Origin of the sequence: Brevibacterium sp. CFH 10365 (genome assembly GCF_009299785.1) — a bacterium.
Taxonomy (GTDB): domain Bacteria; phylum Actinomycetota; class Actinomycetes; order Actinomycetales; family Brevibacteriaceae; genus Brevibacterium; species Brevibacterium limosum.
In genome coordinates this window covers 123,415-144,149 of the sequence record NZ_VIGO01000009.1, presented here as the reverse complement: position 1 = coordinate 144,149, position 20,735 = coordinate 123,415, and the positions used below count along the sequence as shown (strand labels likewise).

Below are 20,735 nucleotides of genomic sequence, written 5' to 3'. Positions count from 1 at the left end.
CCTGTGGCTCGGCACGGCGCCGAACTGCTCCCGGAGGACCTGCCCGGGGACCTGCGGCGCACCTTCGAGTCCTATCTCGCCTCCCTGCGGTTCGAGCGGGGACTGTCGATGAACTCCATCGACGCCTACGCCCGTGACCTCGCCCGGTACGGAACGTGGCTGAGCGATGAAGGGGTGAGCCGCCTCGGCGAGGTCGATCGACAGAAGGTGGAGGGCTTTGGCCTCCACCTGCTCGATTCGGGACTGGCGCCGCGGAGCCGGGCCCGCGCACTCGTCGCGGTGCGCCGATTCCACACCTTCGCGCTGGGGGAGAACCTCGCGTCCACAGACCCCGCCTCCGAGGTCAGCCCACCGCAGGAGGGGCTGCGCCTGCCCAAGGCCCTCGCGCTCGATGACATCGAAGCGATGATCGCGACCACGGACGGTCAGGAGCCGGTGCAGATCCGGGCCGCGGCCCTCCTCGAACTCCTCTACGCCACGGGGGCGCGCATCTCCGAAGCCGTGGGGATCGACCTCGATGACCTCGACCTCGACTCCGGGCTCGTCCGGCTCTACGGCAAGGGCGGGAAGGAGCGGATCGTGCCCTTCGGATCCCACGCGGCCCGAGCCTTGGGGGCGTGGGTGGCCCGAGTGCGGCCGGCGATGGCGGCGAAGGCGAAATCCTCGTCCGCAGGTGCGCTGTTCCTCAATGTCCGCGGGACCCGACTCTCCCGGGTCTCGGCGTGGCAGATCGTCAAGGACGCCGGTCAGGCGGCGACGATCGACGCAGAGGTCTCCCCGCACACGTTCCGGCACTCCTTCGCCACGCATCTGCTCGAAGGAGGGGCGGACATCCGCGTCGTGCAGGAGCTGCTCGGGCATGCCTCGGTGACGACGACGCAGATCTATACGAAGGTCAGTGAGGCGACACTGCGGGAAGTGTACGCGACCTCGCACCCTCGGGCGCGGTAGGGTTGGACGTAGAGCAACGAAAGGTGGCCATCCGAGTGATGAATACGCAAGAGGCGTTGGATATCCCCCAGCAGCGGACCGCAAGCGAGCCCCAGGAATATCCAGAGCCGGCACCCCTGGATTCGCATGGGCCCGCCCGCATCATCGCGATGGTCAATCAGAAGGGCGGGGTCGGGAAGACGACCTCGTCTATCAACCTCGGAGCGGCCCTGGCCGCCTACGGCCGCAAGATGCTGCTCGTCGACTTCGACCCGCAGGGCGCACTGTCCGTCGGACTCGGACTCAACCCCTATGAGCTCGACATCAGCATCTACAACCTGCTGATGAACCCGCGACTCGACCCGCACGAGGTCATCGTCGAAACGGACTTCGACAACATCGACATCCTGCCGGCGAACATCGACCTCTCCGCGGCCGAAGTCCAGCTCGTCGGCGAGGTCGCCCGCGAGCAGGTCCTCGCCCGTGCCCTGTCGAAGGTCGCCGACGAATACGATGTCATCCTCATCGACTGCCAGCCCTCGCTGGGACTGCTTACTGTCAACGCGCTGACCGCCGCCCACGGTGTCGTCATCCCGCTCGAGACGGAGTTCTTCGCACTGCGCGGCGTCGCCCTGCTGGTGGAGACGATCGAGAAGGTCCAGGACCGGCTCAACCCCTCACTCGAAGTCGACGGAATCCTCGCCACGATGTTCGACTCGCGGACCCTGCATTCGAAGGAAGTCATGTCGCGGGTGACCGAGGCCTTCGGCGACAAGGTCTTCGAGACGGTCATCAACCGCACCGTGAAGTTCCCCGATGCCTCTGTGGCGGCCGAACCGATCACGAGCTTCGCACCCAAACACGCCGGCTCCGAAGCCTACCGTCGACTGGCCCGGGAGCTCATCGCCCGCGGAGGCGCACCCTGAGCGACTCCGTAGTCCACGAGGAGGAAGCGGCACTCGTTTCAGGAGAGGCCGTTTCTGGCGAAGCATCCGCGGATGACGCCGCGCAGGGTTTTCAGGTGCGGTTGGAGAACTTCACCGGCCCCTTCGATCTGCTGCTGGGTCTGATCTCGAAACGCCGCCTCGACGTCACGGAGATCGCCCTGGCCGAGGTGACCGATGAGTTCATCGCCTACACCACCGAACTCAAGGATCAGGCGAACCTCGCCGAGATCTCCCAGTTCCTCCTCGTCGCCGCGACCCTGCTCGACCTCAAGACCGCGCGACTGCTGCCGCACGAAGACGGTGAGGAGGTCCTCGACCTCGAACTGCTCGAGGCCCGCGACCTCCTCTTCGCCCGACTGCTGCAGTACAAGGCGTACAAATCCGTGTCCGGATACCTCGCCGAGGCGATGGCCGCCGGGTCGATCCGCGCCCCACGCGATGTCGGACTCGAAGCCGATTTCCAGGACGTGCTGCCGCCGTTGGAGCTCAACATCGGCCCAGGTGAGCTGGCCGGAATCTTCGCCACGGTGCTGCAGCGCGACCACACTCCGCCGAGCGTGGCCGTCGACCACATCCACTTGCCGCTGGTCAGCGTGTCCGAACAGCGCGGGCACATCCTGTCCCTGCTGCGCGCCGGTGATGTCGACTTCCAGGATCTGCTCGAAACGGCAGACAACACCTTGGTGGTCGTGGCGAGATTCCTCGCCCTGCTCGAACTGTTCAAGGTCGGACTCTGCGACTTCGACCAGCCCGAACCCCTGGGCCGGCTGCTCATCCACCGCACGGAGATGAACGAGGACGGGGTCGACCTGCGCACCGAAGGCGCCTGGAGCGCCGACGAAGACGACGGGGGAGTGCGATCATGATCGACGACGAGGTCCTCGCCGGTATCGAAGCCGTGCTGATGATCACCGATTCGGCCGTCAGCGCCGACGACCTCGCGAGTTCTCTCGGCCTCGACGAGGACACGGTCCTCGAAGCCGTCCAGACGCTCAAGGCCGACTACGACGGGGATGAGAACCGGCGACAGCGCGGGTTCGAGATCCGCCACGTCGCCGGAGGCTTCCGCATCTTCTCCCGCGGCGACTACCACGAAGTCGTCAAGGACTTCCTCACCGCCGGGCAGAGCGCGAAGCTCTCCCAAGCCGCACTCGAGACTCTGGCGGTCATCGCCTACCGGCAGCCGATCTCCCGTCCCCGCATCGCCGCCATCCGCGGGGTCAGCGTCGACGGCGTCATCCGCACCCTGCTGCTGCGCGGACTCATCGTCGAAGCCGGCAAGGAGGCATCCACCTCGGCGCTGCTCTACGCCACCACGCGTGCGTTCCTCGACACGATGGGCATGAACGCGATCGACGATCTGCCCGATATCGCCCCCTACCTGCCCGAAGACGCCGACGTCGCCGAACTCGGCGCGCAAGACACCGAGGTGCTCGCCGAAATCGACGGCGCCCTCGAAGACGATCTCGACGACGATTCCGATTCGGCCGCCGAGATGTCACGAGTCGGTGATTGATTTGAGAGAATGGATGTATGAGTCCCTACCGTGATCACCGCGCCCCCGGCGGGCGCCAGAACCGACCCAGCCGAAAACAGCGCGCAGCGACGGCCGAGCAGGCCTCCGACAAGGGCGGTTCGGGTGCCGGTCAGACATCGGACGCCCACGTCAGCGGGGGTGTGCGGTTGCAGAAGGTGCTCGCCGAGGCGGGCCTGGGATCACGTCGTGCCTGTGAGCAGCTCATCGTCGACGGTCGAGTCGAGGTCGACGGCAGGATCGTGACCGAGCTGGGCACCCGGATCGACCCCGAAACGCAGTCCGTGTATGTGGACACAGTGAGAATTTCGACACAGACCAAGAAGGTCTACCTCGTGCTCAACAAGCCCGCGGGGGTCGTGTCGACCATGAGCGATCCCGAAGGCCGGCCCTGCCTGGCCGACTACGTGCGCAACAACAACGAGCGCCTCTTCCACATCGGCCGCCTCGACACCGAGACCGAAGGCATCATCCTGCTCACCAACGACGGGGAGCTGAGCAACCGCCTGGCCCACCCGCGCTACGAGATCCCGAAGACCTACCTCGCGAAGGTCAAGGGCCAGCTGGCGAAGGACGCCGGAGCCATCCTCAAGGCCGGAATCGACCTCGAAGACGGATTCGTCAAGGTCGATGACTTCAGACTCGTCGACTCGACTCCGGGCAAGTCCGTCGTCGAACTCACCCTCCACTCCGGCCGCAACCGCATCGTGCGCCGCCTGCTCGCCGAGATCGGCCACCCGGTGGAGCGCCTCGTGCGGCTGAAGTTCGGACCCATCGTCCTCGACGAGCAGAAGCAGGGCAAGATCCGCCCGCTGCGCTCCGATGAGGTCGGCGCACTGTTCGAGGCCGTCGGTCTGTGAGAGTCCACATCATCGGCACCGGCCTGCTCGGTGCCAGCCTGGGTTTGGCGCTGAGCGCACAGGGCCATCAGGTGACCCTCGAAGACACCTCGCCGACCGCGCAGCAGCTCGCCGCGGACCTCGGTGCCGGTCAGGTCGTCAACCCGACCGATGCCTTTGCCGAGGAGGCCGGCCCGACCAATGCCCCCGACGATGCGTCGGTGCCCGCACACCCGGACATCGTCGTCGTCGCGACCCCGCCCGATGTGGCCGCCCGGGTCATCGCCGCGGCACTCGAGGACTACCCGAACGCCACGGTCACGGACGTCGCCAGCGTCAAGACCCGCCTGCTCGAAGCGGTGCGCGAACTGGTCACCGGCGCTCAGCTCGATCGCTACATCGGCTGCCATCCGATGGCCGGACGTGAGAAGTCCGGAGCGATCGCCGCCCAGTCGGACCTCTTCACGGCCCGGCCCTGGGTGATCTGCTCGGATGAGGACACACCCGCCGACCGCCTCGGCGAGGTCATCGCCATGGCCGAGGACACGGGCGCCTCGGTGCTCCACCTCGACCCCCGCATCCACGATGCGGCGGTCGCGAAGGTCTCGCATGTGCCGCAGATCGTGTCCTCCCTGGTGGCCTCCCAGCTGCGGCATGCGCCCTTGGAGGAGATCTCGCTGGCCGGGCAGGGACTGCGCGATGTCACCCGCATCGCCGCCTCGGACCCGGGCCTGTGGACGCAGATCCTGACCGGCAACGCCGAGGAGGTCCGGTCCGTGCTCATCGATCTGCGCACCGAACTCGACGAGGTCATCGGCGCCCTCGAACTCGGGCCCGGGTCGACCGGGCTGCTCGCGAAGGCGATCGCCCTGGGCAACGAGGGCCACGACCGGATTCCCGGCAAGCACGGGCAGCCGCCGACCACCTATGCTGTTGTCACGATCTTGGTTCCGGATACCCCCGGAATGCTGGCCCGGCTATTCAAGGACATCGGCGACCTCGGCGTCAACGTCGAAGACTTCAGGATGGATCACGCCTCCGGTCGGAAACTGGGCATGGTCGACGTGTCCGTGGTCCCGGCCATCCAGCAGGAGCTGGAGATCGGATTGCTGTCGAAGGGGTGGCAGATCCCCGAATCTGCCATCGAGAGAGAAGGAACTGCATGAGCGTCGTAGCCATTGACGGACCGTCCGGAGTGGGCAAGTCGAGCACCGCCAAGGAGGTGGCGCGTCGGCTGGGTTACCAGTACCTCGACACAGGGGCGATGTACCGGGCGATGGCGTGGCTGTGCCTCAACCGCGGGGTCACCGACCCCGTCGACGTGCTCGAACAGGTGCGCGGTGCGGATCTGGAGATCTCGCTGAGCCCCGACGAATTCTTCGTCTCCGTCGACGACATCGACGTCACCGAGGACATTCGCGGTGAGGACGTCTCGTCGAATGTGCAGACGGTCTCCGGCGTCATCGACGCCCGCGAGGAGCTCATCGAGATGCAGCGGGCCTATATCGCCGCCGCCCCCGAGGGCATCGTCGTCGAAGGCCGGGACATCACGACCGTGGTGGCCCCCGACGCCGATGTGCGCCTCCTCATGACCGCCCGCGATGAGGTCCGTGTGGCCCGCCGGGCCAAGGAAGTGCACGGCAATGCCGACGCCGAGGCGATCGCCGCCACCCAAGACCTCGTCACGGGCCGTGACGCCAAGGACTCCGCCACGACGAGCTTCCTCGAGGCCGCCGACGGAGTGTACACACTCGATACCAGCGACATCGACTTCGACCAGGTGGTCGAGATGGTGCTGCAGCTGGTGAAGGACTCACAATGAGCGAATCCGAATTCCACGAGACACCCGACGACGACCTCGCCGACCGTGTCGAGAGCATCAGCGACGACGAGGCCGAGCAGCGGGCGACCGCACTCGAGGCCGGACTCGAAAGCTATGAGCTCGAAGACGAGGACCGTGCGCTGCTGCGCGCCTACGGCTTCGACGAAGACGACGACGAAGCCCTCGGCGCCGCACCGGTGCTGGCCGTCGTCGGTCGCCCCAACGTCGGCAAGTCGACGCTGGTCAACCGCATCCTCGGCCGCCGCGAAGCCGTCGTCGAGGACGTTCCGGGAGTCACCCGCGACCGGGTGAGCTACCGGGCGGAATGGAACACGAAGGAATTCACCCTCGTCGACACCGGCGGGTGGGATCAGGACTCGAAGGGCATGGCCTCGCGCATCGCGATCCAGTCCGAGATCGCCGTGGACATGGCCGACGCCGTCCTCCTCGTCGTCGACGCCACGACCGGTCCCACCTCGACCGATGAGATGGTCGTGAAGATGCTGCGCCGGAAGAAGAAGCCGGTCCTCCTCGCCGCGAACAAGGTCGACGACGAGCGCGGCGAGCTCATGGCCGCCGAACTCTGGGGCCTGGGGCTCGGCCAGCCCTGGACGGTGTCGGCCCTGCACGGTCGGGGAGTCGCCGACCTGCTCGACGAAGTGCTCACGATCCTGCCCGAGGTCTCGGCCGTCGACACCCGCGTCGAAGAGGGCGGGCCTCGTCGGGTGGCCCTCGTCGGTCGCCCGAACGTCGGCAAGTCCTCCCTGCTCAACCAGCTCATCGGCAGCGACCGTGTGCTCGTGGACAATGTCGCCGGCACCACCCGTGACCCCGTCGACGAGCTCATCGAGCTCGGTGGCAAGCAGTGGCGCTTCGTCGACACCGCCGGTATCCGCCGTCGCGCCCATCAGGCCAGCGGCGCCGATTTCTATGCCGCGCTGCGCACGCAGACCGCGCTCGAACGCGCCGAGGTGGCCCTCGTCCTCATGGAGGTCCAGGATCCGCTGAGCGAGCAGGACGTCCGCATCGTCACGACCGCCGTCGAGGCGGGTCGTGCCGTGGTGCTGGCGTTCAACAAGTGGGATCTGCTCGATGATGAACGTCGCTTCTATCTGGAGCGGGAGATCGAGCGGGACCTCGGCCATGTGGCGTGGGCGCCGCGCGTGAACATCTCGGCGAAGACCGGACGTCACGCCGAGAAGCTCGTACCGGCGATGGAAACCGCTCTCGAAGGCTGGGACACCCGCGTTCCGACGGGACGGCTCAACGCGTTCCTCGGCGAACTCGTCGCGGCCAACCCGCACCCGGTGCGCGGCGGCAAGCAGCCGCGTATCCTCTTCGGCACTCAGGCTCAGTCGCGTCCGCCGAAGTTCGTGCTCTTCACCACCGGCTTCCTCGATCCCGGCTATCGGCGGTTCATCACCCGTCGTCTGCGTGAGACGTTCGGCTTCAAGGGCACGCCCATCGAAGTGTCGATGCGCATCCGCGAGAAGCGTCGGGGACGCTGAATGAACGAGGACGAGCAGACGACGAGCTCGGGCGCCGCTGACGGTGCCGGCGGCAGAGCCGGCGATGCCGCGCGCCCGACCGCGTCTGCGCCGTCCTCAGAAGCGGTGACGGAGTCCGGACCGGACTCTGCGAGGGAGTATTCCGGTTCTGCTACCTCCAAGGGGGCGCGGGACGGCGGGGCCGCCTCGGCGACAGGGGAATCCAGCTCCGCATCCGGTGAGGAATCGGACGCGGTCGACGGAGCACGGCCCTGGCATGCGCGCCCACCGGCACGGGCGCTGATGATCGCAGTGACCCTGGCGGGTTTGGCCTACGCGCTGATGTTCTTCCGCGGGCTCCAGGACATCGTGGCTCCGGTGTTCCTCGCACTGAACTTCTATATCGTCGTCTACCCGGTGCAGCGGATGCTCACCCGGATCAAGGTGCCGAGGGCGATCGGGGCGTGCATCTCGGTCGTGCTCGTGCTGTGCATGATCTTCGCGTTCTTCGGACTCACCGCATGGTCGGTGGCCGAACTCGTCATCCTCATCCCCAGCTACAGCAACGAACTCGTCAACACGTACCAGAATGCCTTGGCGCTGCTGTCGGACATCGGAGTGACCTCCTCGGTGATCCAGCAGCAGCTCTCAGCTTTCGACGTCCGCTCCGTCCTCGACGCGATCTACCCGCTGCTGACGAACGTGTCCTCGGTCGCCGGGCTGCTGACCACGGTGATCATGGCGGTGTTCTTCGTGGCGATGGATTCGATGGGCATCGACAGGCGGATGGGGATGCTGCTCGACGTGAAGCCCTCGCTGTCGGCGTCGATCGGCGACTTCGCCGGCGGTGTCCGCCGCTACTGGGTGGTGGCCACGATCTTCGGCCTCATCGTCGCATTCCTCGACGTCATCGCCTTGGCGATCATCGACGTTCCCCTCATCTGGGTGTGGGGCGTGCTCGCTTTCCTGACGAACTACATCCCGAACATCGGCTTCGTCATCGGCCTCGTCCCGCCGGCGCTGCTGGCGCTGGTCGACAGCGGGTGGCAGTCGGCCCTGTGGGTGGTCATCGCCTACAGCGTGCTCAACTTCGTCATCCAAGCGATCATCCAGCCGAAGTTCACGGGCGAATCCGTCGGCGTCACCCCGCTGGTGTCGTTCCTGTCGCTGCTGTTCTGGGTGTGGATCCTCGGCTGGCTCGGCGCCCTCCTGGCACTGCCGGCGACCCTGCTGATCAAGGCACTCCTGGTCGACGCAGACCCGAAGGCCAGGTGGGTGAATATCCTCCTCGCATCGGATCCGGACACCGGCCGGGCCGAACTGGTCAAAGGACTGAAGAAGCCCGCTGCCGCGGTCTGAGGAAGTTCCCGGTCTCGGTCGGACGAGCGGCTGTCCGTCAACCCCTCGCACTGTGAACGCTGAGTGGTTAGCATGAAGTATGGCGACACTACTGAATATCCATCCGGAGAACCCGCAGGACCGACTGATCGACAAGGCCGCTGAGTCCCTCAGGAGCGGTGGCCTCATCGCCTATCCGACGGATTCCTGCTATGCCCTCGGCTGCGCCTTGGACAACAAGGAAGGCATCGAGCGGATCACCCGCATCCGGCACCTCGGCTCGAAGCACCATTTCACGCTGATGTGCCACGACTTCGCCCAACTGGGCCAGTTCGTCATCGTCGGCAATTCCGATTTCCGTGCCATCAAGTCGATGACGCCGGGACCGTACACGTTCATCATGAAGGCGACGAAGGAAGTTCCGCGCCGGATGATGCACCCGAAGAAGCATTCGGTCGGTGCGCGGATTCCGCAGAACGTCACGGCACTCGCCCTCGTCGAGGCGATGGGGGAGCCGATTCTGTCCTCGACGCTGCTGCTGCCCGGCGATGAGGATCCGCTGACCCACGCCGAGGATGTCATGGACCAGCTCGGCCATGACCTCGACATCGTCATCGAGTCCGGTGTTCCCGGAGTCGTGCCGACCTCGGTCATCGACTTCACCGGCAGATTCCCCGAGGTGGCCCGTGTCGGAGCCGGGGATGTCTCCCGGTTCGTCGACGAGTGAGTCAGCTGACGACGGCTCAGATCAAGGAAATCTCGCCGAGGTGGCCCTGCCGCCTCGGCGAGATTTCGTTGCGACCTTCCTGCCTCCCTGACGACCTTCCTGCCTCCCTGAGCGGAAGAGACGTACGTGTTCCTCAGAGGCCGAGGTAGGCGGCCTGAACGTCCGGGTTGTCGAGCAGCCGTGAGGCATCATCGGCGAGGACGACCCGCCCCTCAGCGAGGACGTAGCCTCGGTGGGCGATCGCCAATGATGCCTTCGCGTTCTGCTCACTGAGCAGGACTCCGATCCCGTTGCGGTTGATCTGGGCGACCGATTCGAGGACCTGCTCGACGACGATGGGAGCCAAACCCATCGACGGCTCATCCAGGATCAGCAGGCTCGGATCCGACATCAGCGCTCGACCGACCGCGACCATCTGCTGCTGTCCTCCGGACAGGGAGCCTGCTGGCTGCTTCGCCTTCTCCTTGAGGATCGGAAACAGGTCGAGGACCTCAGCATAGATCTCTTCGGTTCGAGAACCGTTCCGGTGAGGGTAGGACCCCAGACGCAGGTTCTTCTCCACCGACATCTTGCCGAACAGATGGCGACCTTCGGGGCAGTGCGCGATACCGGCCTTGACGATCGCGTTGGGGCGGGCTCGATGGAGCTGTCGTCCCTCGTAGGCGATGGACCCGGCCCGTACACGCATCAGTCCGCTGATGGTCTTGAACAGAGTGGTCTTGCCGGATCCGTTCGCTCCGAGGATGACGGTGAGCTCGCCGGGTCGAGCAGTGATGCTCACGCCATGGAGCACATCGGCGGCATCGTATCCGGTGCTGACGTTGTCGAGCGTGAGCATCAGTTCTCCTCCTGTGCTGTCGAACCGAGGTACGCGCGGATGACGTCCGGATTCGACTGGATCTCCGCCGGCGCACCGAGCGCCAGCTTCTGCCCGTGGTCGAGGACGAGGATCGTATCTGCGAGGTCCATGATCATCGTCATCTTGTGTTCGACGAGGAGGACTGAGATCCCTCGCTGCGGCAGCGAACGGATGAGATTGCCGAAATCGACCGTCTCCTCTTCGGGGATGCCGCCGGCGGGTTCATCGAGCAGCAGCAGCTCGGGCTCGGTGGCCAGCGCCATTGCCACTGCGGTGCGCTTCTGCACCTCTTGGGGAACATTGGACGCCAGATCGTGCCGATACTCCGCGACCCCGCAGAACTCAAGAGCTTCCATAGCCCTGTCCTCGTTGATGCGTGATTCTCGTCGGTGGCGAGGCGTGTGGAAGACGGCGTCGAAGACATTGGACTTCGAACGGACGATCCGACCGGCCAAGACGTTCTCCAACAGGGTGCTGTCATCGAACAGGTTCGTTGTCTGGAATGTCCGTGCAATGCCGTCGGCGACCGTATTGTGCGGGGAGGAATGAGTGATGTCCTCACCCTTGAAACTGATGGTCCCTGCCGTGGGTCGATAGAAGCCGTGGACAAGGTTGAACAGGGTTGACTTTCCTGCTCCGTTGGGGCCGATCACCGCGGTGATCCGACCCTCCTCGACGTCCAGGCTCACGTCCTTGACCGCATCGAGTCCGCCGAAGCGCTTACCGAGGCCGCGTATTTCAAGCAAAGTCATTTCGTCTCCTCGGAAGAGGTGGTGCCTCCGGACCGGCCGGCATTCGACTCAGCCCCGCCTGCGACGTTCCGTTCGGGGCGGTCGTCTGACCCGTCGGAGTTCGAAGAGTCTGCCGAATCAGGATCTTCTTCGGCTCCGCGAGCCTCTTCCACCCTGCGTCGTCGATTGCGTCTGTCGACGAACCCGCCGAGGTAGCCGATGATTCCCCGCGGTGCGAAGATCACGAGGGCGACGATGATCGGGCCCAGCACGATGAATCGATAGGCCTGGAAGTCCTGGAACAGTTCGAACAGGAACGTCACGATCATGCTGCCGAGCAGGGGGCCGGCGACCGTGCCCATTCCTCCGACGAGAATGAACATGAGGAACTCGAAGGTCTTGTCGATCGATGCCGAATCGGGTCCGATGAAGCCGACCACAGTGGCATAGAGGCCTCCGCCGATACCTCCGAAGACGGCCGATGCGGCGAACGCGAGCTGTTTGCTGAAGCCGACGCGCACACCGATCGCATCCGCCAGATCCTCACTCGTCCTGATGGTCAGCAATGTGCGGCCCACGCTGGAGCGGCGAATCGCATAAGTCGTGTAGACGCAGACGAGCAGGACGGCGAAGACGAGGTAGAACATCGCAACCGGAGACTCGAAGTCGACGAGTCCTCCGCCTTCGGGGAACTTCACATTGTTGACTCCGGAATGTGCGTGGGTGACGGACTCCCAGCGGCTGATGACGAGGAAGATGATGAAGCCGATGGCCATCGTGAAGATGGCGAAGTACTCATCCTTGGTCCGCAGCGCAAGCAGCCCGCAGAGGTAGCCGATCACCGCGGTTCCGATGACGGACACGACGAAGGCGGCCCAGAACGTCCAATCGTAATCGGTGGTGAGCAGTCCCACCCCATAGGCGCCGATGCCGAAGAATCCGCCTTGGGCCAGGTTCAGCTGTCCCGTGAAGCCGAGGATGATATTGAGACCGTAGACAGCGATCGCCGCACACATGCCGACGGTGATCACTCGCATCGTGTAGTTCTCCTGCGCAAACGCCAATGGTGTCAGGCCGAGCAGGATGATGACGGCGATGGTGCCGATGATTCGAGGATTCTTCATTGAGTTCATCGCTGCACCGCCTTCGTGAACAGGCCGTTGGGTTTGATGGCCAGCACGGCGACGAGAACGATGAAGGCCACGGTCTCGCCGACTGCCGAGGAGATGTAGGTCGCTGTCATCGTCTCTGCGATCGCGAGTGCGAAGCCGCCGACAATGGCGCCCGGAAGTGATCCGAGCCCGCCGAGGATGATGATGGCGAACACCTTGAGATTGAGTGCGTCGCCCATCGTCGGAGACAGGAGATTGATCGGTGCGACGAGGCCGGCCGCGATGGTGGCCAGAAGGGCCGAGAGCCCCAGCGTCAGCATCGACACCATCGAAGGGTTGATGCCGACCAGAGATGCTCCGACGCGATCCTGTTCGATCGCTTCGATCGTCTGGCCATGGATGGACCGCTTGATGAACCACGCCAGCAGCGCCAACACGATCACAGCGGTGACGATGATGATGATCCGCTGCGCAGAGATCTCGGCACCGAGGATTCGGAGCTCGCCGGTGATCGGTGTGTCCATGCGGCGGAAGTCGGCACCCCAGATCGCTTGGGCCAGTGCTTGGAAGAAGAACATCGCACCGACGGCCGCGATCATGTGGTGGGTGTGCGGGGAGTTGCGCAACGGGTGGAATACGAGGCGCTCGAGCCCGACGCCGACGACGAAGAGCATGATCGCCGCGATGCCGATCGCAGCGATGTAGGGAACACCGACGGTGGTGAGAAAGAAATAGGTGATGTAGGCGCCGAGCATATACAGCGCACCGTGGGCCAGGTTGGGAATGCGCAGCACTCCGAATACCAATGTCAGCCCGATCGCGGCCAGGCAGTAGACGCCGCCCAGCGCGAGGCCGTTGAAGAGCTGTTGGATGAAGAGGGTCATGATGATTCGGGTCCTCTGCAGGCATGAGTGCGGCCTGGGGTGAGGCACATCGAAGCGCCTCACCCGCGGATGTGCCGCAGACGGGAATTACTTGTCGTCGGATACCTGTTCGATCGGCACCTTCGTGTACTTGCCGTCCTCATCGAGGAAAGTTGCCTCCAGGTTGGGATTGAGGAGGTGCCCCTGTTCCGTGATCTCATCGGGGAAGCCATTGACCTTGTACTTGTCATCGACTTCCGGCAGCGCTTCACCGATGGCTTCGCGGATCTTCTCGGGGTCGTCCGTCGTCCCCGCAACCTCCATCGCCTTCGCGATGATCGCAATTCCTTGGTAGTTCAGCGCCGTCTCGCTGGTCGGGACCTTCTTGTCACCGGCCTTCTCCGCGAACTTCTTCAGGAAGTCCTCAGTGCCCGGATCCCCATATTCGGAGACGGGCAGGACTCCGACCGAGTTCTTGAGATTGTCGAGCTTCGTCACCGTCGCCATCTCATCCAGTTTCGCCTGATCCATGACGAGGAAGCTGCCCTCGAAGCCCTGCTTGCGAGCTTCTTCCATGATCAGAGCAGTCGGTTGGGACGGTCCGCCGACGAAGATCGCGTCAGGCTTCTCTGCCAGGGCTTTCGAGACGGGGCCTGCGAAGTCGGACACGGTGGCGTAGTCGACGCTGTTGTCTCCGCCGACCTTCCCACCGGCTTCGCTCCACGCGTCCTTGATCGACTTGGTCCACTGCTGCCCGTACTCACTCTGAGTTCCGAGCAGAGCGAGCTTCTTGCCTCCGTGCTCCATGGCGGTTTCGGAGAACTCCTCAGCGTAGGATTCGAAGTTCGGAGGAATCATCATCGTCAGAGGGTTGTCCGCCTGCATGATCGCCGGATCCGAGGTGTACGCGGAGATGAGGAAGTTCGACCTGCCGCTGTTGATCTGCTGAATCGCCTTGATCGCTCCGGCGTTCGGGGAGACGACGACCGGGGCCTTGTCCTGATCTGCCAATCGTTGAGCATTGCTTGCGGCAGTGGACGGCGCGTATTTGTCGTCGAGGGACTTCAGCTCCAGCGTGACGGGATCGCCATCGACTTCGACACCATCTGCATTGAGGTCGTCGATGACCATCTCGAGGCCGATCTTCACATTCTCGCCGTAGGCGGCGCCCCCTCCGCTGAGCGGGCCGGTGTAGCCGATGACGACTGTGTCGCCCTCGCCTGAGCCACCACCGCCGCCGCATGCTGTGGCAGTCAGTGCGATCGCACCCACGACTGCTGCTGCCGAAAGTCCGCGGCGGCGACTTCGCGAGACAGAGTTCATCTTTTCTCCTTTGAAAAGCTCTTGGAACGTGACCGTTCCACACGGTGTCCGAGTCGTCGTCAGTGACAGTGCTCGGAGTCGTCGTCAATCCGAAATGGACTTCGACTGATGTGAACACTTCCAAATCACCCTGGTGAAGTCAATGGTTTCGGGCTAGATTTTTGAACGTTCGATAATCTTCAGGGCCGAAGCAGGATCGGGGAACATCAGTCGAGGTCGGGAGACATGCGAGCCGAGATCTGTGATTGGAGTTCGAAGTGCCGAAGCCTTCGACACGGCTAAATGTCTGACAGGTGAGCAATCAATCGTTCAGTGTCAGAATTGGTCTAGAGTGGGCATAGATGCATGGGAGACCTCTGTCACATCGGATCCCATGCAGACGCGAACCGCAGTTGCGACTCGGTTCCCCACGGCAATGACGCACTATCATCTTGAGGAGCTTGTTCATGACTCGTACAGCAATCGTCACCGGTGGAGGCCGCGGCATCGGCGCCGCCATCGCCAAGCGGCTCGGAGCCGACGGACACAAGGTCGCCATTCTCGATATGGGCCCCACCGATGAGACTGTTGCCGCCATCAGGGAAGCCGGTGGCGAAGCTCTCGGCCTCGAAGCCGATGTCTCCGATGAGGACTCGGTCAATGCTGCGGTCAAACAGGTCGCCGAGACCCTGGGCGCGCCGACCGTTCTGGTGAACAACGCCGGCATCCTGCGCGACAACCTGCTGTTCAAGATGACGCACGAAGAGTTCACCAAGGTCCTCTCCGTCCACCTCGGCGGCGCTTTCCTCATGGCTCGGGCCGTGCAGTCGTACATGGTCGAAGAGAAATTCGGCCGCATCATCTCGATGTCCTCCACTTCGGCACAGGGCAACCGCGGACAGACGAACTACTCCGCTGCCAAGGCCGGTATCCAGGGCATCACGAAGACCTGGGCGATCGAGCTCGGCAAGTTCGGCATCACTGCGAACGCCATCGCTCCCGGTTTCATCGAAACCGACATGACGAAGGCGACTGCTGAGCGCGTGGGTATGGGCTTCGAAGAATTCGTCGAAGCGTCGGTCAAGCAGATTCCTGTCGCCCGTTCGGGCAAACCCGAGGATATCGCCCACACGGCGTCGTTCCTCGCCTCCGAAGGCTCCGGATTCGTCTCCGGCCAGGTCATCTACGTTGCCGGCGGCCCGAAGGACTGACCGTCAGCATCACCTACGAACTTCCGGTTCGAAGCTCGATATCCGACGAACTCGCAATGCGCTGTTCGACAATGTGGAAGGGACAGACCCATGAGAGAAGCAGTCATCGTCTCGACGGCGCGCACGCCGATCGGCAAGGCATACCGCGGTGCCTTCAATGACACCCAGGCCCAGGAACTCGCGGGCCACGCGATCAAGCATGCCGTGGAGCGTGCCGGCTTGGAAGGAGGCGAGGTCGAGGACGTCGTCTTCGGCGCGGCTCTGCAGCAGGGCAGCCAAGGTACGAATGTGGCTCGGCAGGCAGCTCTGCGGGCCGGCCTGCCAGTGACGGTGCCCGGAATGTCGATCGACAGGCAGTGCTCATCGGGGCTGATGGGCATTGCGACTGCGGCAAAGCAGGTCGTCTTCGACGGCCAGGAGGTCGTCGTCGGCGGAGGCGTCGAATCGGTCTCACTCGTCCAGAACGACAAGATGAACATGTTCAGGGCAAAGGATCCGTGGCTCGAAGAGAACGTTCCCGGAATCTACTATCCGATGTTGGCCACCGCCGAGGTGGTGGCTGAGCGCTACGGCGTCAGCCGTGAGGCGCAGGACGAGTACTCTCTGTCCTCGCAGCAGCGGACCGCCGCTGCTCAGGAGGCCGGCCGCTTCGATGAAGAGATCGTTCCTCTGCCGACGACGAAGGTGGTCGTGGACAAGGAGACGAAGGAGACTTCGCGACAAGACGTTCTTCTCGAAGCCGACGAGGGCAATCGTCCATCGACGACTCTGGAAAGCCTGGCCGGCCTCAACCCGGTGCTCGAGCCTGGTGTGGCGTCGAAGGTTCCGAGCATCACTGCCGGAAACGCGTCTCAGCTCTCCGACGGCGCGTCGGCCTCTGTGGTCATGTCCAGCGACGAGGCCAGCAGGCGCGGACTCGAGCCGATGGGCATCTATCGCGGAATGGCCGTGGCCGGCTGTGCGCCCGACGAGATGGGCATCGGCCCAGTGTTCGCGATCCCGAAGCTGTTGAAGACACATGGTCTGTCGATCGACGACATCGGTCTGTGGGAACTCAATGAGGCGTTCGCCGTGCAGGCGCTGTACTGCCGTGACCGTCTCGGGATCGACCCGGTGAAGTACAACGTCGACGGCGGTGGAATCTCAGTCGGTCATCCCTACGGAATGACGGGTGCCCGCCTCGTCGGGCACGCTCTCATCGAGGGACGTCGTCGCGGAGTGAAGTACGTTGTCGTCACGATGTGTATCGGCGGCGGACAGGGCGCAGCCGGACTGTTCGAAGTCTGCTGAGGCATCCGGTCAGCCGTTCAGCAGGAACTTTGCAGGGGCCGATCGCTTGAAGCGGAGAGATGGTGCTGCTTAAACGGCTCGGATGTGCTGCTGAAACTGCGTGGTAATGCTGCTGAAACTGCGTGGTAATGCGGCTGAAACTGCGTGGCAGTGCGGCTGAGAACGAAGGGCCGACGATATTCGGGTGGATTCTGATCCTCATGTCGTCGGCCCTTTCTGAGTTCACCATCGGCGCGGAGCCGGTCTTCTTGGTGATGCTCAGTCGGTGTCGTGTGCACGTCGCGGCATTGTTGTGTGTATGACGAATGCCTGGGCGACCGTGCAGAAACCGCCTTACTGGAGTCATCTCAGAATGGGGGGGACTCGCCGGGGTTCCTGCAGAGCCCGCCTTACCGGAGTCATCTCAGAATGGTGGGGGCTCGCCGGGGTTCCAGCAGAGCCCGCCTTGCCGGAGTCATCTCAGAACGGAGGGGGCTCACCGGAGTCCCAGAACCAGTCGCGCAGCTCGGTGTTGTCGTCCGCTGCCTGCGCTGGGCCAGAGGTTTCGCCGGCATTGCACTTCGCAGTCTTTGGGGTGAACGCGCAGAGATCCTCGGCATCGAGTTCCCTCCAGCCGGGGTTTCCGTCTGCCGCAGCTGGTTCGGGGCATTCGCGCGCCTGCTTCCGATCGCCGGGGACGGGGTGATCAGCGTCTGCATGGACGTTGGGGGCAGACGATGACTCAGCGTCAGATGGTCGTTCGGGGGCTGGCGCATTCTCGTCGGCATGTGGACGCTCGGTCTCCGACTGCTCCGGAGTGACTGCTTGAGCCGGACATGACCGCGCACTGCCGAAACGCTCGAGGAACAGCCGAGCGTGTTCAACGCTGATGGGGTTATCCGGGGAGACGACCTCAACGGTGGCACCCTTGCGGAAGACGTACTCAAGGTGGCCGGGCTCGGCCATTCGTACGTCGAAGTTTCCGTTGGTCTTCTGCATGTGGTGGGCCTTGCACAGACAATGGAGGTTGCCGAATCGGGTGAGACCGCCCTGACCCGGATCGGAGTGATTGAACGGATCGATATGGTCGATCTCAGTCACCTCGGCAGGTTGAGTGCACCCGGGGAAGGTGCAGGTCACGAACTGAGCGACGAGGGTTTTGCGAACGCTGTTGGGAATTGCGTAGGACGTTGCCTTCGCATCGACAGGTGTTCCGGTCGCCGGGTCGGTCAGCAGCCGGGTCCATGTGGTGGAGTAGCCGGCGACCCGCCTTGCCATGTCGGCAGGGATCGGTGACCCGTCGGGGAGGATGCCCGCCAGATCGCACACCTCGTCTGAAGACAGCGGTCCGTCAGGTGCTGTCGGCTCGGTGGAGAGCGTGGGCGTTGGGGCTGAACGGGTGTTCGCAGGTGCGGATGCCGGCGACATCGAGTTGGTGGGTGCAGACGCTGGTGGCGTTGGGGCTGTGGGTGGTGAGGCTGAGTCGAGTGGTGGTGGCTGCTGCTCGGTTGGTGGCGGCGCAGGTGGCTGGGCGGACTGCGGCGGCGGATCGTCGTCGTTCGACTGGAACTGACTGAGCAGAGTCAGCAGAGGAACGGTGATGATGGTGCTGGCCTGATTCGCCAGCCAATACTCGCTGGTCGGCATGTCGAGAAGGAACTCGAAGCTGATGCGGCGCTCGCCCTCAGTGAGTATGGGATTGCCGAAGGCGTCCGCAGCGCCCGATGTCGCAGCTCCGGTTCCCGCGGCAGCGGGGCGAGTTCCGTTGGCACGCGAGCCGATGAGAGCTGAGAGCGCTTCGGACGTGTCACGATCCGTGGTGCTGTTGCTGCTGAGGATGGCTTCGAGGAGCTGGGATTCGAAGGTGCGGTCGGTCGGTGTGGTGGGCGCCGTTCGGATGGACTCACTCCACAGGGTGGAGGTTGCGTGAGCGGATTCGCCCTGCAAAGTGCAGGTTCCGCGAGCGGAATCACCCTGCGATGCGGACGCCTGGTCGTCAGAGTCACCCTGCGCGGAGTCGGCCGAATCTGTCGGCGCATGCTGTTCTGGTCCCGCGTACCCGGTTTTGTCCATGTCGTCGAATACACGCTCGATATAGTCGAGCAGTGCTTCGCCTTCGTGCATCGGAGTGCCGTCGGGGCCGGCGAAGAGTCCGTCGAGAGGGAAATCGGTGCTCGTCGACAAGCTGTCGGACTCGTTCGTACTGATGATGCGCAGCTTCATCTGTGGACGCGTGCGCGTGAGAATGTCGAACATCAGAGCTGAGATCGAACGCTCCTCATCAAAGCAGTCTCCCGCCTTCAGCTGGTTTGAGAACGCGCTCGTATTGTTCTTATGGACGGCCCGTGCGAAGGCATCGAGCCTTCTGAAACAGGCCTGAAGTTCGGGCGCTGGCCCGGTCAACGTGAGGTAGGCAGTTCCATCGTCGCCGGTGCTGAAGTCGACCCGACGGCGCAGTGAAACGCTCTTCAGAGTGTCCTCGGCCGGCTGAATCACCGAGATCTGCAGAGCGACCGAGCGCTTGAAAGTCTCGATCGTGATGTCGGCGCGCCTGTGGGCAAGATAGTCGTCGAATGCAGGCAGATGCTCGAAGTGCAGGTCACGACAAGCGCGAGTGACACAATCGACGTGCTCGATCGTGAAGTCTCCATCCAGGCAGCGCTTGAGGAACTTCGGCAGTCCGTGGGTCAGCGTCATCGACGAGGTCATGTGCCTGAGCGAGTTGCTCGTCGTTGCGCCGAGAAGGCTCGAATACACGCCGGCCTCGGTCGGTTCGATATTGCCGCGCAGCCACGTGAAGAAGGTCAGCTTCGGGTCGTAGCCGGGAAAGTCAGGCAGGAGAGCGGGGTCGGTCAGCAGCTCTTCGGCCAACTTCCACACTCGACGAAGACGGCGGCCGGCGGCGGGGTCCTTCTTCCGGCCCCTGTCTATGCCGATCTTCGTCCCGGTTTCGGCTTCGACCTTGGCGACTGCCTGTGTCCATGCGAGTGTTTCTCTGCGGGTCCAGGTTCTGCGCGACGAGAATGCGTCGTCGGCGGGAACGTCGATGGTGCAGTCGTTGCTGTTGGGCTCAGCATCGGCTCCCTTGTTCTCGGGTAGTCGGTGGCGCGCAGCAGTCCTGGTGAAAGACGCGAACTCATAGACCGAGTCAGGCTGACTGCCCTTGAGCCCGAGAGCGTAGGCGACGTCCTGAGCGACGACATGACTGGTGGCGATGAAGGAATTGATCTGTGCGAGGCTGCTCTGAGCATAGGCATCCAGCAGGTCGACGAGCTCATTGTCCTCGGCAATCTCCAAGCGACGTCCATGAGTCCGCCGGAATTGGGACAGGGTCCGGCCATCTGCCTCTGCAGGGGGAGCGGCGCGCAGGCTCGACGTCCGTCCGTCGTTGTCTCCGATGTTCTTCATCGGGCTTTCACCTCTCCACGCCTCTGTGGAAGTTGATCTTCGGGGAAGTCGCCTATCTCAATTATAGGGTCTAGAGATAGATATTGATGTCACAATACGATTACAAATAGAACTGGAATGCGAATACTGCAAATGGAAACTGGTTAACCTGCCTCCGGATCGGTATTGATCTATTTGTCCTCTGACTCTACAGTTCGGCACTGACACGACAGTGGGATCAGGTTTTCGTCGCGTCGCATCCGTGTATCGCCGTTCGAGAATGGCGGGTATCGCCAATGCTGGCCCGCCCCAGGCTCCAGCTAGCCTCGCCGGCTCTGGCCCTGGCCCGCCCCCAGCCGACCCCGGACTGCTCCAGC

The 20,735-nt window shown here is 63.7% G+C and carries 18 protein-coding genes; 12 read left to right on the top strand and 6 right to left on the bottom strand.

Annotated features, from left to right (window positions below; translation table 11 throughout):
- Nucleotides 1-3: 3 nt before the first annotated feature.
- From xerD to FHG09_RS17215, 10 genes are all read left to right on the top strand, one after another.
- Nucleotides 4-951 carry a site-specific tyrosine recombinase XerD gene (xerD, locus tag FHG09_RS17260; RefSeq protein WP_152348873.1) on the top strand — a complete coding sequence of 316 codons (948 nt, stop codon included), beginning with the start codon at nt 4-6 and terminating at the stop codon, nt 949-951.
- Nucleotides 952-989: 38 nt separating this feature from the next.
- Nucleotides 990-1,856, top strand: coding sequence for a ParA family protein (locus FHG09_RS17255; protein WP_152348872.1), 867 nt, complete (start codon nt 990-992; stop codon nt 1,854-1,856).
- Between the two features lie 95 nt (nt 1,857-1,951).
- Nucleotides 1,952-2,743 carry a segregation and condensation protein A gene (locus FHG09_RS17250; protein ID WP_227492837.1) on the top strand — a complete coding sequence of 264 codons (792 nt, stop codon included), beginning with the start codon at nt 1,952-1,954 and terminating at the stop codon, nt 2,741-2,743.
- Nucleotides 2,740-3,393, top strand: a complete 654-nt coding sequence (gene scpB, locus FHG09_RS17245; protein WP_152348871.1) for an SMC-Scp complex subunit ScpB — start codon at nt 2,740-2,742, stop codon at nt 3,391-3,393. The genes FHG09_RS17250 and scpB overlap by 4 nt, the downstream gene beginning before the upstream one ends.
- A 17-nt stretch (nt 3,394-3,410) precedes the next feature.
- Nucleotides 3,411-4,271 carry a pseudouridine synthase gene (locus FHG09_RS17240; RefSeq protein WP_152348870.1) on the top strand — a complete coding sequence of 287 codons (861 nt, stop codon included), beginning with the start codon at nt 3,411-3,413 and terminating at the stop codon, nt 4,269-4,271.
- Nucleotides 4,268-5,416 carry a prephenate dehydrogenase gene (locus tag FHG09_RS17235; RefSeq protein WP_152348869.1) on the top strand — a complete coding sequence of 383 codons (1,149 nt, stop codon included), beginning with the start codon at nt 4,268-4,270 and terminating at the stop codon, nt 5,414-5,416. Before FHG09_RS17240 ends, FHG09_RS17235 begins: the two co-directional genes overlap by 4 nt.
- The gene (gene cmk, locus FHG09_RS17230; protein WP_152348868.1) at nt 5,413-6,072 is read left to right on the top strand and encodes a (d)CMP kinase; all 660 of its coding nucleotides are present in this window, start codon (nt 5,413-5,415) and stop codon (nt 6,070-6,072) included. Before FHG09_RS17235 ends, cmk begins: the two co-directional genes overlap by 4 nt.
- Complete coding sequence (gene der / locus FHG09_RS17225) at nt 6,069-7,580, top strand: ribosome biogenesis GTPase Der (RefSeq protein WP_152348867.1); 1,512 nt, start codon at nt 6,069-6,071, stop codon at nt 7,578-7,580. Before cmk ends, der begins: the two co-directional genes overlap by 4 nt.
- Nucleotides 7,581-8,918 (top strand): AI-2E family transporter, encoded by a 1,338-nt coding sequence (locus FHG09_RS17220; protein ID WP_227492836.1) that lies wholly within the window; start codon nt 7,581-7,583, stop codon nt 8,916-8,918.
- A 79-nt stretch (nt 8,919-8,997) separates the two neighbouring features.
- Entirely contained in the window at nt 8,998-9,624 is a 627-nt protein-coding gene (locus FHG09_RS17215; protein WP_152348866.1) for an L-threonylcarbamoyladenylate synthase, read from the top strand.
- Between the two features lie 133 nt (nt 9,625-9,757).
- On the opposite strand, the gene FHG09_RS17210 is transcribed toward FHG09_RS17215, so the two are convergent.
- The 5 genes from FHG09_RS17210 to FHG09_RS17190 form a co-directional block, all read right to left on the bottom strand.
- On the bottom strand, nt 9,758-10,462 hold the full coding sequence (locus FHG09_RS17210; RefSeq protein ID WP_152348865.1) for an ABC transporter ATP-binding protein: 705 nt from the start codon (nt 10,460-10,462) through the stop codon (nt 9,758-9,760).
- The gene (locus tag FHG09_RS17205; RefSeq protein ID WP_152348864.1) at nt 10,462-11,235 is read right to left on the bottom strand and encodes an ABC transporter ATP-binding protein; all 774 of its coding nucleotides are present in this window, start codon (nt 11,233-11,235) and stop codon (nt 10,462-10,464) included. Before FHG09_RS17205 ends, FHG09_RS17210 begins: the two co-directional genes overlap by 1 nt.
- Nucleotides 11,232-12,338 carry a branched-chain amino acid ABC transporter permease gene (locus FHG09_RS17200; RefSeq protein WP_227492835.1) on the bottom strand — a complete coding sequence of 369 codons (1,107 nt, stop codon included), beginning with the start codon at nt 12,336-12,338 and terminating at the stop codon, nt 11,232-11,234. Before FHG09_RS17200 ends, FHG09_RS17205 begins: the two co-directional genes overlap by 4 nt.
- 5 nt (nt 12,339-12,343) lie before the next feature.
- A complete protein-coding gene (locus FHG09_RS17195; protein WP_152348862.1) occupies nt 12,344-13,210 on the bottom strand; it encodes a branched-chain amino acid ABC transporter permease in 867 nt (288 codons plus the stop codon).
- Between the two features lie 87 nt (nt 13,211-13,297).
- Entirely contained in the window at nt 13,298-14,512 is a 1,215-nt protein-coding gene (locus FHG09_RS17190) for an ABC transporter substrate-binding protein (protein ID WP_152348861.1), read from the bottom strand.
- Nucleotides 14,513-14,958: 446 nt separating this feature from the next.
- Here FHG09_RS17190 and FHG09_RS17185 point away from each other — a divergent pair, with 446 nt between their 5' ends.
- Both FHG09_RS17185 and FHG09_RS17180 read left to right on the top strand, forming a co-directional pair.
- A complete protein-coding gene (locus tag FHG09_RS17185; protein ID WP_152348860.1) occupies nt 14,959-15,702 on the top strand; it encodes an SDR family oxidoreductase in 744 nt (247 codons plus the stop codon).
- A 90-nt stretch (nt 15,703-15,792) separates the two neighbouring features.
- Complete coding sequence (locus FHG09_RS17180; RefSeq protein WP_152348859.1) at nt 15,793-16,992, top strand: acetyl-CoA C-acyltransferase; 1,200 nt, start codon at nt 15,793-15,795, stop codon at nt 16,990-16,992.
- A 459-nt stretch (nt 16,993-17,451) separates the two neighbouring features.
- Here the strand turns inward: FHG09_RS17180 and FHG09_RS17175 are convergent, their stop codons facing one another.
- Nucleotides 17,452-20,379, bottom strand: coding sequence for an HNH endonuclease signature motif containing protein (locus tag FHG09_RS17175; protein ID WP_152348858.1), 2,928 nt, complete (start codon nt 20,377-20,379; stop codon nt 17,452-17,454).
- Between the last annotated feature and the right edge of the window lie 356 nt (nt 20,380-20,735).